The following is a 13605-nucleotide window of genomic DNA, read 5'->3' as shown; positions in this document are numbered from 1 at the left end:
CTCCTTTAATAGCTGATTTCCTGGAAACTCGGGATTTTAAAATGCTGTTAACGCTAGTTGTATCAAAGGTTTGAAGTAAACCGATTGAGTTTATTTCCCGTGTTACCAACGGGGTGCCCAAGTTTAAAACCTTCCACTCCGCTTTGCTTCGTGGTTGCACTCAACAGATAACAATTAAACCGGCTCCGCCTATTCTTTGCTTACGCAAGAATTTTAATTATTATCAGTAGAGCACTTGAATAGGGTGTTTCTTACTTACAAGTTTCGTCCGTAAATTCCTGTGACTTATCGTACAGGAATTTTTTTAATAAACTTCTAACATCAATTTCCTCTGTTTTTAAAATAGGCGCTTGAAATGCACGAGGTGTACTCCAACCTAATCCATCTAAGAATATGTAACCTTTGCCAATTCCTTTTTCAGCAGAAGGTAATTCATCGTAGGAATCACCGAAAACCATTCTGTAACTATCTTTAGACATTCTTCCTAGTGCGACTCTCATTCCGGCATTCTCACGAATAGTAGTTGATAAAACTTCAGCAGAGAATCGTTGAGAAGATAAAATAGCGAATATCCCAGATTGCCGACCTTTCAACATTATTTGTAAAAGAAAGGATTCAATCTCTTTAGCTAGTTTCTTGTCCTCTCCCATAGTTGCTATTAGTTCATCAAAAAATAGAAAAATAGAGCGTAGTTTATAGGTTGAAAAATTTGATCCAACAATTGCTGATTCGGAAGAAAAGTAATTATTATATCTAATATTCATACGATCATTTAATTCACGTAATAATCTACATGCCTGGTTAGGTGTTGATGCAACATGAGTTGCACGTTGTTCTTCTTAAAATGCGAATCTTAATGCAAATAAATCGGCTCTTTTGCCATCGATTAAATAAATGTCTGAACCTATTTAGCTGCGGAAAGTATTAAATAAGTTAAAAGTCTAGTTTTACCTTGTCTAGTAGGGGCTTGAATTATCGCACCTATTTGCTTATTTGAAAACTCGAAATGTTTATCCTTGTCTAGTTTTATGAATTCGTTCATTATTAACTCCATGCATCATTCGCATCTATTGGATTTAAGTTTGTAGTTGTTAAAATATAAGTCGTATGATCTGCAAAATCATCTTGCACTGATAATACAGTCATGTTTAAAGCTGTTTCGAAAATAGATGTTAATTCATTCATCTGTTTAGTGAATTTACCCCCGTTTGGGTAAACCTCTACATAAAGATAATCATCTTTCCAACAAAATTGGATCTTCATAGAGAGTATAATTTTGTTTAGTTCTTTATTTTCATAGTAGAAGTTATTAACTTCAATAATTTTACGCAACAAGTTCTTAATTCGCTGGTGCTTTGAAAATGAAATTGGACTTATATATAATATATAGAGTGAATTTAAGACTAAAAGTCCGTAACTGATAATGTATAACTCGTTAGGTAAATCAATAAATACTCCAACTTCCCTAAATATTAAAAGAACTTTTTGGATTAGATACATACAAAGAAGTGGTAAGGAACCTAAGAATAATTTTATTAGGTATGCAACTAAATCTAGTTGTTTTGTTTTGAGATATACCGTATGCTTTAATTGAGTTTTTTTCATAAAAGTTCCCCTTGTAGAATTTTTTTGAACAGCCAGTGTTTGCCGACACTGGTTTTATAATTATATATCTCCTTTCAATTTTATACGACGAAAATACGACGATATAATCAAATTAAACTATTTTAGTCTATTTTGCAAGATGTTAATTCAATTTTAAGAAAAATTTTTAATTTAAGGATGTGAACAAAGTTGAAACCAGATAAAAAAGAAGTTGGTAAAAGAATAAGGTTTATTAAAGAACATCATAATCCTCCAATAAGCTTAACTGAATTTGGACAACTCCTTAAAGATGAAAATGGAAATTCTATCTCAAAAGGTACAGTTGATTCATGGATTAGAGGGCTTGGTATACCTTCAAACTCTACAATAGAAAAAATAGCTGCAATAGGTAGTACCACAGCAGATTGGATTTATTGGGGTGGTTTAAAAAAATATATAGAAAGCTACCTTAAATCAAAACAAGAAGATGCTTTTTTAGAAAGATTTCCTGATGCTTTAGACAGTTTGGAAGAAACATTTAAAGATGGAGGATATGATGATGAAAGATTACCTTCAGTTAAATATATAGATGAATACTTCATGAAATTATATAAATTTAAATTTAAAAAGCATATTGAGGATACAATAGATCCTTATACAATTCAAATTCCAAAGTATTTGTTTACTGGAATGTATAGTGAAGGCTCAAAAGAACTTCAAATGATGAAGTTTAAAGAATCTGTTACTTTGGAAGTTAAATTAAGACAGAAGAATGAAAAAATAGATTTTGAAGATACTGATTTAATTCTACAAATAGCAAAAGAAAAATTTGAAGCGTGGGTAATACAGTATAAACACAATCATGTAGTAGGAAATCCTACAGAAGAAAATGGTTATAAATACTTTATTAAGTATACAGAGAATGAAGAAGGTATTAGAAAAATATTTTCTGACCTAGGTTTAAATACAAATGAACTCAGCAATAAAAAGCTTATAAAAGCTTTTGTAGATTTAGGTAAGAAACTTAAAAAGTTATAATTAAGATCAATTAGCTTGATACCATTTATGATACCAATCTAAATCTATTCTTTAAGAAATACATTTAATGAAATGATACTAGCCCTTGTTTTTAAAGCTTTTTGATATAACATTTCATAATATATTTATTGAGTGGGAATAGGAAGAAATTCCTAATTAAATTAGAAGGCTTAAAATGTTGATATAACAATGCTTGTTAGGGTTATTAAGAAGAATAACTTAAAATAGTACAACAATTGAGATTCAAAAAAACACTCTCTTTTATTTGCCTAATGCAGATAGAAGGGAGTATTTTTTATGACAAAAATTATTGAATTAATGGATGATTTAATCAACAAATCCAATCAAGAAAAAAAGCATATATTGAAGCTTGTTCATTGCGATTAAAAATATTTGCAAAATTTATGAAGGATAAATTTAAAATTGTTGAAGCTGAAGAAGTAAAACCACTACATATCAAAAGTATATTGTAAGCCCGTAATCAAACAACGCATATAAATCTCCAGCGCTTCCCGGTATGATGAATCTATCAAATCAAAAGGAGGTGCTTTCTATGTCCACCAACCAACAGACGATCGTTCCTGTGACACTCAATCCCATTCCTGAACCTGAACAAACTCCTTCCTCACAACCAAGTTGTATGATTACCATTCATGGTGCAGAAATTGCGCTCTTTCCTGGTGTAGAGGAGCACATCATTCAAACGATCATGAGGGAGTTGAACAAGCGATGAAGCAGGACTTCACACACGTGAAAAACATTTACATCATTTGTGGCAAAACCGATATGCGAAAAGGCATTGATGGCTTAGCAACACTTATCCAAGATACCTTTGAGCTGGATCCCTATAGTGACGCCATTTTCTTATTTTCAGGGTGGAGTAAGGATCGCTATAAATGTTTATATTTTGATGGCGATGGCTTCGCCATGCTTTATAAACGGCTGGATCAAGGAAAGCTGCAATGGCCCAGAAATGAGAAGGAGGTTCGAAAGCTCACCCAGCAGGAACTTCGATGGTTGTTAGAAGGTTTGTCTATTCAACAGCCTAAAGCCATTTCAACCGCGAAAAAAAGTGTCTTTTAAACGTGTTCCTTCCAATGGTATAATCTTTCTATCGAATAAAGAACGGAAATGGGGTGAACGGTTTGGACCACACTTCTACCAACGAAAAAGTCATTCAATTACTGGAACAGCAATTAGCTCATACCCATCAGCAGAATATGGAACTGACAAGAAAGCTAGATCAATCGCTCCAACAAATTGAAGGATTGACGGAACAAATTCACTACCTGACAAAAGCTCTCTATGGCTCCAAATCGGAGAAATCAAAATACCAATCGCCAGATGGACAGATTTCTCTCTTTGATGATGACTCATCTTTTAACGAATCTGAGCACACAGAAGAACAAAGCACAACGGTGATGACGTATACCGTTGTTCGCAAAGCTAAAAATAAAAAGCGCAACGATTCCTTTTTGGATACGGTGGAGATGGAAGAAGTGCATCATCACCCTGATCATATACAATGCGACAGATGTCAATCGGACATGCGTGAAATCGGTAGTCAAATGATCCGTGAGGAAGCGAAATTCATCCCGGCTAAAATGAAGCGTGTGCAGCATTTTGAACATGCCTATGAATGTTTACATTGTAAAAAGAATGCCACCCAAAAAGCACAAATCAAACGGGGGCAAGCTCCGCAAGCCGTCATTCAGCGAAGTATTGCAGGACCTACTGTTTTAGCCAAACTGATTTATGATAAATTTATCCAGTACTTACCTCTTTACCGTCAGGTGAAAGAATGGGAACGATATGGGCTACTCACTAATGATAAGAACTTATCGAATTGGGTCATTCGTGTTGCAGAAGATTGGCTTTTTCCTGTATATGAACAGATGAAGCAGATTCTCCTAGCGAAATCCGTTTTACACGTAGATGAAACCTATTCGCAAATCATCCATCGTTCGGATGGAAAATCCGGTCAAACGAATGCCTACAATTGGGTATTTAAAAGTATCCCGAGTCAGGGGCCCATCCTCGTTCTGTTTCAAAGTGCGCTCTCTCGAAGTCGTGCTGCCTTAGCTGATTTTACAGCAGGCTTTAAAGGAACGATCATTTGTGATGGTTATTCGGCCTATCGTCATTTACCAGATGTCCAATTCGCCAACTGTTGGGCTCATTTGCGACGTTATTGGTTAAAAGCCGATAGTCAAAATGGTCAAATCGGAGTGGATTATTGTGATCGCTTATTCCAATTAGAACGCAAGTTCAAGCAGTTTTCACCGAGTGAACGTCGAAAAGCCAGACAAAAACACTCGAAGCCCATCGTTGAAAAGTTTTTCAAATGGGTAGACGAATCCCCTTTCTTCGGGAAAAATGCCTTAGCCAAAGCGGCAGAATACACTTTAAATCGTGTCCAAGGATTAAAAGCGTTTCTATTCGATGGTCGCATTGAAATCGACAATAATCCAGCCGAAAATGCGATTCGTCCAAATGTCATCGGGCGCAAGAACTGGTTATTCTCTGTGAGTGAGGCAGGTGCCAAGGCGAACGCCATCTGCTTAAGCTTAGCGGAAACAGCCAAAGCAAATGGCATTGATTTTTATCAATACCTTGTGAAGCTTTTGACGGATCTCCCCAATTTACGGATTCATCAGCAACCAGAAATTTTACAACTATATATGCCTTGGTCGAAGAATATTCAAGCGACCTGTGCAAAATAGCCAACTATCTGAAAAAAATACTCAGCTAGTTGGCTATTCGTCGTGCGTACCATGAAGGTGCGCTTATTTTTTATATTTCGGGCTTACAGTATATTCAATATCGACAAGAATTAGGTAGAGAACAAAATATTACTATTAATAATCATTTAGCAACATTGAAAGTATTTTTAACTATTTAATTGATGAAGAATTTATAAAAGAAAATGAAAATCCAATGAGAAGAATTAAGAGTTTGAAAAAGAAAAGAAGATAAACATGACTTTTAATGATGCTGAAGTCACTCGAATAATCAATGACATTAAAGAAGAAACGTATTAACTAATTAATATAAAAAATCAAGATATTACCGGGAAATCTATAAAAATTCATGGGAAAGGTTCAAAACAACGATTAGTTTACATTAGCAAAATAATGCGAAGATATATGAAAAAATTTGAAGAAAAGAAAATTGAACACTTCAAACATAAAAATCCTGATGAACTAGAAGATTATTTTTTTAGACCAAATAGGAGAACAATTACACCGTTCACGACTTAATAAAATTTTACGTGAACATGGACGCAATGTGGGGGTTAGAAAAGAAATAAGATGTTCTCCGCATGATTGCCGCCATTATTTTGCACAAAAGCAATTAAGGAATGGTATAGATGTATATAGTTTAAGTCGTTTGGTGGGACATTATGATACACAAATTACATCTGAATATTTAAGATTCCTGATTGGTTCAAAAAAGATAATACAGCATCAACAATGGATTATGAAGCTAAATTAAAAGAAATAATGGCAAGATTAGGCTAATAAATTATAAAAATTAGCATAGTATATTATTCCTTAATATCTATTTTTTGTATAGTTAAATTGAGAGTTTAAATATAAAAATGGTATACTTTAATTGTAAATAAAGTTAAACGTTTTTATTTTAAAAAGAAGAAGGCAGGTAATAAGATGTTAAAGATAATTTTTTCTAATCGAAATTTAGCAAGTTCATCATTATTTTTAGGGTTGCTAATATTATATGATGTGTATTCTGATTTTAAAATAAATATAATAGTGGCACTGATTTTTTTCCTATTATTTCTATTTTTAAATGCTTTTTCTATCAAAAGAGATAATGATCCTAAATAATTACATTTATTTATATTTATACTAATATTTACTTATTTCTACTAAAAACCCTTTATTTCCTAATATAATTGTATTATTTTAGGAAATAAGGAGGTGATTTCATGAAGTTACTAAAAAAGTAATAGTTTCTTTGATGTTATCTGTAATTGTATTTTCATCTGTAAGTCCATTTCTTTCAAATGATGAACCAAAAATAGTTGAAGCAAAAACAAAGTATAAATACACTGGTTGGAAATACCATTCTACACTTTTCTATAACAAAAAAGTGAGAAATTTAACTGTTGCAGCTTTAAATATTTATTTTATAAGTATATTACCTAATTATTTTGAAAAAGCGAAAGCGCCATTGCAAATAGCTAATTTAGTTTATCAAGCTAATGCTTCAACAACGTACAGTAAAATAGTGACATATAGAAAATATGTTAAAACTAAGAAAACTTTTAAACCACTTGCTGGTGAAAGAACAACAATTTATGTTTATAAAGATAAATCAAAAAAGAAATTAATAACTAAAAAGACTAAATACAAGTATACCAGTTTTTATAAAAAATAGTTGCTTGTGCAGTATTCAAAAGAACGAAAAAACGAGAGGTTCAAAAAATTATTTTGAGTCTTTTCAATATTATAATAGACATGGTATACGAAAAAACAGCCTAAAATTAGGCTGTTTTATAAGTATTAGCTTTATATTTGATTGTGATATTGTTTTTATCTACATTTTTTTCAACTTTACTAAACCATTTTTCTTCAGCATTTATATGTTGCAGGTTCTTTTATAAGTACATATAAGAATACCCCTTTTTCCAGTGGAATTGTTTTAATATCATATCCTTCTTTGTATAATTGCCCCCAATATGCGCCATATCTTAAAGAAGTTTTAGATAACTGTACATCAGTAACGCCATTTTGATTGTATTTTAATAGATTTAGAATTTATTTTTTTTTACTCATAATTTTTAATCTGGTATTTTAGATAAAAACGTAAAAGAGTTTTATCAATTTCTTATTAGTTATTTATATAAAATTATCTAAAATTTTTAAAATATTCCAATTAAGTCCATCTAAAATTTCGCGCTATTTTTGGAAACAAAGACCATATATTTATTATTTTGTGCTAGTTATTGTTATAACTACTTTTTTTAACCGATATATTATTAATATGTTAACCTATTAGGAGGTGATTTTGTGAAAAGTTCAAATAAATCTTATGTTTATTGTAAGTATTGGTCTTTTCATTATTGTAGCAATGATGATGTTAAAACATTTCTCAACAAACCTACCTGATTTTATCTATGGGTTTATTTATGGGATTGCATTTGCTTTTGAATTAATTGGTATTTTTGCTATGACACAAGATGTTTCCAAATTAAGGAGTATCAAAATGAATCTGTTTAAGAAAAGTTTTTTAAGAAATGATCCAACAACTCATAAAAAGCGATGTGAATTGAAATCTGAATTCCATTGCTTTTTTTGTGTAAATATATAGGAATTCACCACAAGTGGCAAAAGATTTTTGCAACATCATGCGAATATTTTTCCCAACAAGATGGAAAAGAAAATTGGATATTAATGTATCTCCACGAGTGGAGAAATCCTTTATAAATCCACCGTTTCATTATGAAAAGTGATAAAATTGTAATCATTTATATGAAAAAACAAAAACCGTGAATCCTTTGATAAACAAGGGTTTCACGGTTTTTTTAATTTTGCAAGGATTAGAAACTATTCAGTACTTTATTTTTTACACAAAGCTCTCTAAAAAAATCAAACACTTAAATGCTCATGACATAATCTCCAGGTATTTTGTTTTTTCTCAAACACATTTGTTGCTTTGCCGCTTCCAGGTACTTCTTTTCCATTAATTATGCCTTTATAAAACTATGGATAGATACATACTGCGTGATAGTCACTGGCAGATATCCATTTTACAGATCTTGCTTCATAAGATTCATTTGACCAAAATAAAAATCATGCCAATAGGAGCTAAGTAAGAATAAAAATACATGTCCACAGAAAGCCTTTATTCATAAATTACTCCATATCGAGCACATTAAGTCTAGGAGGTGAATGGTATGGCGAATAAAGGCAACAAAAACAACAAACAGACGATAAACGTAAGAACACACAATCCTTTTGATGTTTATAAAAGCACTGATGATGGGAAAAGTAATAGCAATAACAATAATCCTAATGATAATCTAAACGAAGAATTTGCAGCAGAATGGGATGCAAAAGCGAAAAATAAAAACAATCAGCCAAATCATGAGAAAAGTCAGCAATCGAACCGAAAAAAGAAAAAGTCCTAGAGGAACAGTAGTTATTAATAGCGTAGTTACTTTTCATGGAAAGTAATCTTACATGTTTTGTTCATATGGACTGAATAGTTTCTTATATAAAATCAATATGAAAAGCTCACTGATCGATAGATGAGTGGGCTTTTAAGTTAAGAGTTAATCCTTGATAATAACGCCAAGCATTGCGGCAATAGCAGCGGCTTGATCGTAGCGTATAGCCATTCCATCTGCTAAGCTTGGTGTCAATTTTATATCAATAAAATCAGAGGTAGAAAAATCAATACCATTCAGTTTACTTTCTGTGAAATCTGCCATTTGCAATTGACATTTCAAAAAATCTACTTGATCCAAGTGAACATTTTGGAAAAATGCTTCCTCTAATTGGCAATCCTTAAAACAAACATGTTTGAACGTGCTTTCAGAAAAAATAGCGTAATTCATCAAGCAATCTTGCCAGTACACATCTTTCAATTTACTATGAATGAATTGCGAGCCGATCAATTTACAAGAGTGAAAATGGCAGCGATAAAAGATGGATTTAGTGAAATTAAAATTAGATAAATCGCATTTTTTGAAGGTAATATCTAAAAATTCCATTTGCGAATAATCATTCAATAAGAATCTGCAATTTTCAAATTGTACTTCTTGTAGTTGTTTTCTGCCAAAGCGACAATCAATATCACAATCAATCAAATGCATATTTTCTTCGATTTCTTCTAGCATAATATTTCCATGCTGAAGTGTTTGTAAATAGTTTTTTGAGGGTGCTATTATTTTGTTCATTTCAGTCACCACGCTAATTAGATTTAATAAATAGAGTATCTCATATTTTAGATCGAATAAAGAAGTAATCATGATTAACCTTGTCAGTATTCTAAGTGTGTTAGACTTAATCACGAACTATTTATATATGATAGCTAAAAATGTTCGGAAAAAGTATTGAAATGGTTTAAAAAGCGTGCTATATTATCAAAGTAAATTAAATCACGTCGTCGTATAATGTTGGGAATATGGCCCGAAAGTTTCTACCGAGTTACCGTAAATGACTTGACTACGATTTTAGTAAAGGAGAAAATATTTTCTTCTATAGCTTTAAAAGGATCGTAGACAGTCAACCTATTTCTATAGTTGATTGTCTTTTTTATTCTCGCGACGTATAAGACGACACACGGAGGATTAATCATGAAAAAGTATTTCCAATTTGAAGAGCTTGGCACAAATTATCGCCGAGAGATAATTGGTGGATTAACGACATTCTTAGCAATGGCATATATTTTAGCGCTAAATCCATTGATTTTAACGCTAGCAGATGTAAAAGATTTACCAGATGCATTGCGTATGGATCACGGTTCAGTGTTTGTAGCTACTGCTTTAGCTGCAGCAGTTGGTTCATTTATCATGGGCTTTATCGCAAAATATCCTATTGGTTTAGCACCAGGTATGGGATTAAATGCTTTCTTTGCTTACACAGTTATTTTAACTTACCATATTCCATGGCAAACAGGTTTAACGGGTGTATTCTTCTCTGGTGTAATCTTTATTATTCTTTCTTTAACAGGTATTCGCGAAACCATTATTAATGCAATTCCTGTTCAACTAAAATACGCTGTTTCTGCAGGTATTGGTTTATTTATCACTTTTGTTGGTTTAAAAAATGCGGGCATTGTTGTTGCTAGTGATAGTACATTCGTTACTTTGGGCGACTTCACAGATCACAACGTTTTATTAGCCATTGCAGGTACCTTTATAACAGTTATTTTATTAGCACGTAAAGTAAAAGCTGGTATCTTCTACGGTATGATTATTACATCGATTCTTGGTATGATTTTTGGTTTAGTAGAAGTTCCAAAAGCGGTTGTTTCATCAATTCCGAGTGTTGCTCCAACTTTCGGTGTTGCATTGGATCCAATTATCCACGATCCAGCATCATTATTTAATGTGAAATTCTTGATAGTTGTATTAACATTCTTATTTGTTGATTTCTTTGATACAGCTGGTACCTTGATGGCTGTCGCAAACCAAGCAGGATTAGTAAAAGATAATAAACTACCACGTGCTGGTAAAGCTCTATTAGCAGATGCTTTAGGTACTACAGTTGGTTCTATTTTTGGTACATCAACTACTACTGCATATGTTGAATCTACAGCTGGTGTTGGTGCAGGTGCACGTTCTGGTTTTGCCGCAGTTGTAATCGGTATTTTATTCTTATTATCACTATTCTTCTCACCATTGTTAAGTGTGGTTACCACAGCTGTAACTACTCCAGCACTTGTGATTGTAGGGGTAATGATGGCATCATCTTTACGTTTAATTGAATGGGATAAATTTGAAATTGCTGTACCAGCATTTATGACAATGTTTATGATGCCAATGGGCTATAGCATTGCAACTGGTATCGCAGTTGGTTTTATCTTCTATCCAGTAACCATGTTACTTGCAGGACGTAAAAAAGAAGTTCATCCATTAATGTATGCTCTATTCTTTGTATTCTTGGCTTACTTTATTTGGGTAAGATAACTACTCTGAAATAACAGATGAAATCGTCGTCAAAGTCATTATTTAATTGACTTTGGCGACTTTTTTTATATTGTCCAATTGGAATGAAAAATTCTCTTTAGAATGTATTGATTTACCTTACTATACAAACGAGCAGTAAAATCCACCATCTCAAGATATAGAGAGAAACAAGAGAGATAGATGGGGACTAACTGCCACATGTGTCAGACTGGTTCGGACGGGTAAGATGTTGACCACCCAGGTGTTGTCATAGGACGTGGCACTTTTTACTTCCACTGTGGGGATGAAGAAAATCCTACTGATGGAAGCTTTACTTCATTAAATGCTTGCTAGAAAAATTGTGTGGCTGAATGAAATTTAAATAAAAATATGACATTATGAGTGGTAGAGTGTTAATGTAAGCTATGCTGTATGAAAAGGACTAACGCGATTTCAGTAATACTGTAATATGGAAAATTTCTATTTGGTTCATTAAACTTTAGAAGTAAAAGGAAGAAGCTTAAACTACTTTCGTGGAAAACATCTTTCGTAGTAAAGTGTTCTAAAAATACGAAGTGTATGATAAATGGTTATTCTATTAGGAAAAGTGCTGAAATAATGGGCATTAACATAGCAACAAGTTTCTTCTGGAGACATGAGACTACATAAGAGTATTTTTCGCATAGGCTCTGTTGAAGGTATTATTGAGGCTGATGAAGTGTTTATTGCTGAAAGCTTTAAGGATACAAAACCCTCTAAAATGCCAAGAAAATCTTGTGAAAGAGGTAAGCTAGTTAAAAGAGAGCTAACGAATAAGTACAGGCGGTAACTACTATTAATAGGCAGGTAATTCAATCATGGAACTATTATGTAAGATGTAAGAATTTTATGATTCAATGTAATGTAGCCTATGCCTACACAAAAACAGCAGATTAAAAAAGAGAGCTAATATTTGTAAAGGAGCTTGAGGTATGACAGAATTTTGGGAATCAAGTTTTATGAAAAATCAAATGATGTGGGGATTCGAACCTTCAGATTCCGCAATCTTGACAAAGGACTTTTTTCTTGAAAAGCAAGTTAAGGATATATTGATCCCTGGTATTGGATATGGTAGAAACGCAAAGGTTTTTATTGACAATGGAATAGATGTAACAGGTATTGAGATTTCAAAAACAGCGATTGAATTGGCAAGGGAAAATGGGCTTAATATTAATATTTTTCATGGTTCAGTAACCGATATGCCTTTTGATAACAAGCTTTATGATGGCATATTTTGTTATGCACTTATTCACTTATTGAATAAGCGTGAAAGAGATAAGTTTATTAAAGATTGCTATGATCAGTTAAAGCCAAACGGATATATGATTTTCACTACTATTTCCAAAGAAGCCCCAATGTTTGGAAAGGGTAAGCAGCTGGGCAAGGACTATTTCGAGATAATGGAAGGAATAAAAATGTTTTTTTATGATTCCGCCTCGATAAAACAAGAATTTGGGAAATATGGACTGATAGAATCTTCGGAAATTGTTGAGCCACATAAGAATATGGAAAATAAACCTCCATTTAAATTCATAATGGTAAAGTGTCAAAGAGAGCAATAACTACAATTGCATAAAAAATCAAAAATAGTGAATTGGTCATTGTAAGGCTTATTTACCCCGCTTTAAAGGGCAGCAAGACCCCCCATCTCGAGATATAGAGAGAAACGAAAAAGATAGATGGGAGATCAACTGCCCGTAAAAGTCCGATTGGTTCAGGCCAACAGGATGTTGGTCCCTCAGGTGTTGCCACAGGACGTGGCGCTTTTAACCTGAGTTCTTCTCCATCAGTGGGGGATGAAGAAAACCTCCACTGATGGAGAAGAACTTTATAACCTATTTACTATCATCTTCAAGTGCTCATATATTATTAATAAAAAGGGATTAAGGGAAGTCACAGGGCTTCCCTTAAAAATCACTTGATTTTTGATACTATTTTAAAGCATAGTCTAAAAGAAAAAGTAAAAACTATTTTAAAATAAAAGATTGACAATTAATTAATAGGAGAGTATAGTTATCAACGTTGACTGTTGACTCGTTAAGAGATAAAACGACAGAATGTGACTTCGTTTTCCATTAAAAAAGTTCTTGACTTTAGATGATGATTGCGATAAGATATATGAGTCGTTAAAACAACGATAAGATATGAACCTTGAAAACTGAACAAGCAAGACGTTAATCAATAAAATTTGTTCACTAACCTTCGTTAGTGATAAAGACAAAATAGATATCATCTTCGGATGATACGCTAGCAAAGCAAATGAGCTTTCAAACTTAACTTTTATGGAGAGTTTGATCCTGGCTCAG

At 32.8% G+C, this 13605-nt stretch carries 14 protein-coding genes, 1 pseudogene and 1 riboswitch; of the genes and pseudogenes, 11 read left to right on the top strand and 4 right to left on the bottom strand.

What is annotated here, in order from left to right; genetic code table 11:
- Nucleotides 1-251: 251 nt before the first annotated feature.
- Nucleotides 252-764 (bottom strand): hypothetical protein, encoded by a 513-nt coding sequence (locus tag FEU33_RS19020; RefSeq protein ID WP_222433437.1) that lies wholly within the window; start codon nt 762-764, stop codon nt 252-254.
- A 280-nt stretch (nt 765-1044) separates the two neighbouring features.
- A complete protein-coding gene (locus tag FEU33_RS17740) occupies nt 1045-1605 on the bottom strand; it encodes a hypothetical protein (RefSeq protein WP_146550813.1) in 561 nt (186 codons plus the stop codon).
- 189 nt (nt 1606-1794) lie between these two features.
- Here FEU33_RS17740 and FEU33_RS17735 point away from each other — a divergent pair, with 189 nt between their 5' ends.
- The 7 genes from FEU33_RS17735 to FEU33_RS17710 all read left to right on the top strand — a co-directional run bounded on the left by FEU33_RS17735 (nt 1795) and on the right by FEU33_RS17710 (nt 7023).
- Nucleotides 1795-2622, top strand: a complete 828-nt coding sequence (locus tag FEU33_RS17735; RefSeq protein WP_146550812.1) for a helix-turn-helix domain-containing protein — start codon at nt 1795-1797, stop codon at nt 2620-2622.
- Nucleotides 2623-3175: 553 nt separating this feature from the next.
- Nucleotides 3176-3355 carry a hypothetical protein gene (locus tag FEU33_RS17730; protein ID WP_146548111.1) on the top strand — a complete coding sequence of 60 codons (180 nt, stop codon included), beginning with the start codon at nt 3176-3178 and terminating at the stop codon, nt 3353-3355.
- Nucleotides 3352-3705 (top strand): IS66 family insertion sequence element accessory protein TnpB, encoded by a 354-nt coding sequence (tnpB, locus tag FEU33_RS17725; RefSeq protein ID WP_146548112.1) that lies wholly within the window; start codon nt 3352-3354, stop codon nt 3703-3705. Before FEU33_RS17730 ends, tnpB begins: the two co-directional genes overlap by 4 nt.
- Nucleotides 3706-3767: 62 nt before the next feature.
- A complete protein-coding gene (gene tnpC, locus FEU33_RS17720; RefSeq protein ID WP_425328574.1) occupies nt 3768-5345 on the top strand; it encodes an IS66 family transposase in 1578 nt (525 codons plus the stop codon).
- Nucleotides 5346-5374: 29 nt separating this feature from the next.
- Entirely contained in the window at nt 5375-5524 is a 150-nt protein-coding gene (locus FEU33_RS19205; RefSeq protein WP_244951072.1) for a hypothetical protein, read from the top strand.
- A 308-nt stretch (nt 5525-5832) separates the two neighbouring features.
- Nucleotides 5833-6117, top strand: a complete 285-nt coding sequence (locus FEU33_RS19200; protein ID WP_342355274.1) for a tyrosine-type recombinase/integrase — start codon at nt 5833-5835, stop codon at nt 6115-6117.
- Between the two features lie 486 nt (nt 6118-6603).
- Nucleotides 6604-7023 (top strand): hypothetical protein, encoded by a 420-nt coding sequence (locus tag FEU33_RS17710; RefSeq protein ID WP_146550811.1) that lies wholly within the window; start codon nt 6604-6606, stop codon nt 7021-7023.
- A gap of 1211 nt (nt 7024-8234) precedes the next feature.
- Here FEU33_RS17710 and FEU33_RS19450 read toward each other — a convergent pair.
- A complete protein-coding gene (locus tag FEU33_RS19450) occupies nt 8235-8333 on the bottom strand; it encodes a nuclear transport factor 2 family protein (RefSeq protein ID WP_425328623.1) in 99 nt (32 codons plus the stop codon).
- A 209-nt stretch (nt 8334-8542) separates the two neighbouring features.
- Here FEU33_RS19450 and FEU33_RS17695 point away from each other — a divergent pair, with 209 nt between their 5' ends.
- Nucleotides 8543-8776: a hypothetical protein gene (locus FEU33_RS17695; RefSeq protein ID WP_146550809.1), complete on the top strand. Its 234-nt coding sequence runs from the start codon at nt 8543-8545 to the stop codon at nt 8774-8776.
- Between the two features lie 144 nt (nt 8777-8920).
- Here the strand turns inward: FEU33_RS17695 and FEU33_RS17690 are convergent, their stop codons facing one another.
- On the bottom strand, nt 8921-9547 hold the full coding sequence (locus tag FEU33_RS17690; RefSeq protein WP_186731475.1) for a pentapeptide repeat-containing protein: 627 nt from the start codon (nt 9545-9547) through the stop codon (nt 8921-8923).
- Nucleotides 9548-9736: 189 nt separating this feature from the next.
- Nucleotides 9737-9838, top strand: a riboswitch (purine riboswitch).
- A 108-nt stretch (nt 9839-9946) separates the two neighbouring features.
- Here FEU33_RS17690 and FEU33_RS17685 point away from each other — a divergent pair.
- The 3 genes and pseudogenes from FEU33_RS17685 (at nt 9947) to FEU33_RS17680 (ending at nt 12861) form a co-directional block, all read left to right on the top strand.
- Nucleotides 9947-11281, top strand: coding sequence for an NCS2 family permease (locus FEU33_RS17685; RefSeq protein WP_146550807.1), 1335 nt, complete (start codon nt 9947-9949; stop codon nt 11279-11281).
- Nucleotides 11282-11815: 534 nt separating this feature from the next.
- A pseudogene (locus tag FEU33_RS19195) lies at nt 11816-12135 on the top strand (IS1595 family transposase); the annotation flags it as partial.
- A gap of 96 nt (nt 12136-12231) precedes the next feature.
- Nucleotides 12232-12861: a class I SAM-dependent methyltransferase gene (locus tag FEU33_RS17680; protein WP_146550806.1), complete on the top strand. Its 630-nt coding sequence runs from the start codon at nt 12232-12234 to the stop codon at nt 12859-12861.
- The last annotated feature ends 744 nt before the right edge of the window (nt 12862-13605 follow it).

The sequence above is a fragment of the Rummeliibacillus suwonensis genome (assembly GCF_007896435.1).
In the GTDB taxonomy this organism is placed as follows: domain Bacteria; phylum Bacillota; class Bacilli; order Bacillales_A; family Planococcaceae; genus Rummeliibacillus; species Rummeliibacillus suwonensis.
This window is presented reverse-complemented; position numbering and strand designations above follow the sequence as displayed.

Coding starts and splice junctions, on each gene's coding strand:
- FEU33_RS19020 (WP_222433437.1), bottom strand. CDS start 764: ATGAATATTAGATATAATAATTACTTTTCTTCCGAATCAGCAATTGTT.
- FEU33_RS17740 (WP_146550813.1), bottom strand. CDS start 1,605: ATGAAAAAAACTCAATTAAAGCATACGGTATATCTCAAAACAAAACAA.
- FEU33_RS17730 (WP_146548111.1), top strand. CDS start 3,176: ATGTCCACCAACCAACAGACGATCGTTCCTGTGACACTCAATCCCATT.
- tnpB (WP_146548112.1), top strand. CDS start 3,352: ATGAAGCAGGACTTCACACACGTGAAAAACATTTACATCATTTGTGGC.
- FEU33_RS17710 (WP_146550811.1), top strand. CDS start 6,604: ATGTTATCTGTAATTGTATTTTCATCTGTAAGTCCATTTCTTTCAAAT.
- FEU33_RS17695 (WP_146550809.1), top strand. CDS start 8,543: ATGGCGAATAAAGGCAACAAAAACAACAAACAGACGATAAACGTAAGA.
- FEU33_RS17690 (WP_186731475.1), bottom strand. CDS start 9,547: ATGAACAAAATAATAGCACCCTCAAAAAACTATTTACAAACACTTCAG.
- FEU33_RS17685 (WP_146550807.1), top strand. CDS start 9,947: ATGAAAAAGTATTTCCAATTTGAAGAGCTTGGCACAAATTATCGCCGA.
- FEU33_RS17680 (WP_146550806.1), top strand. CDS start 12,232: ATGACAGAATTTTGGGAATCAAGTTTTATGAAAAATCAAATGATGTGG.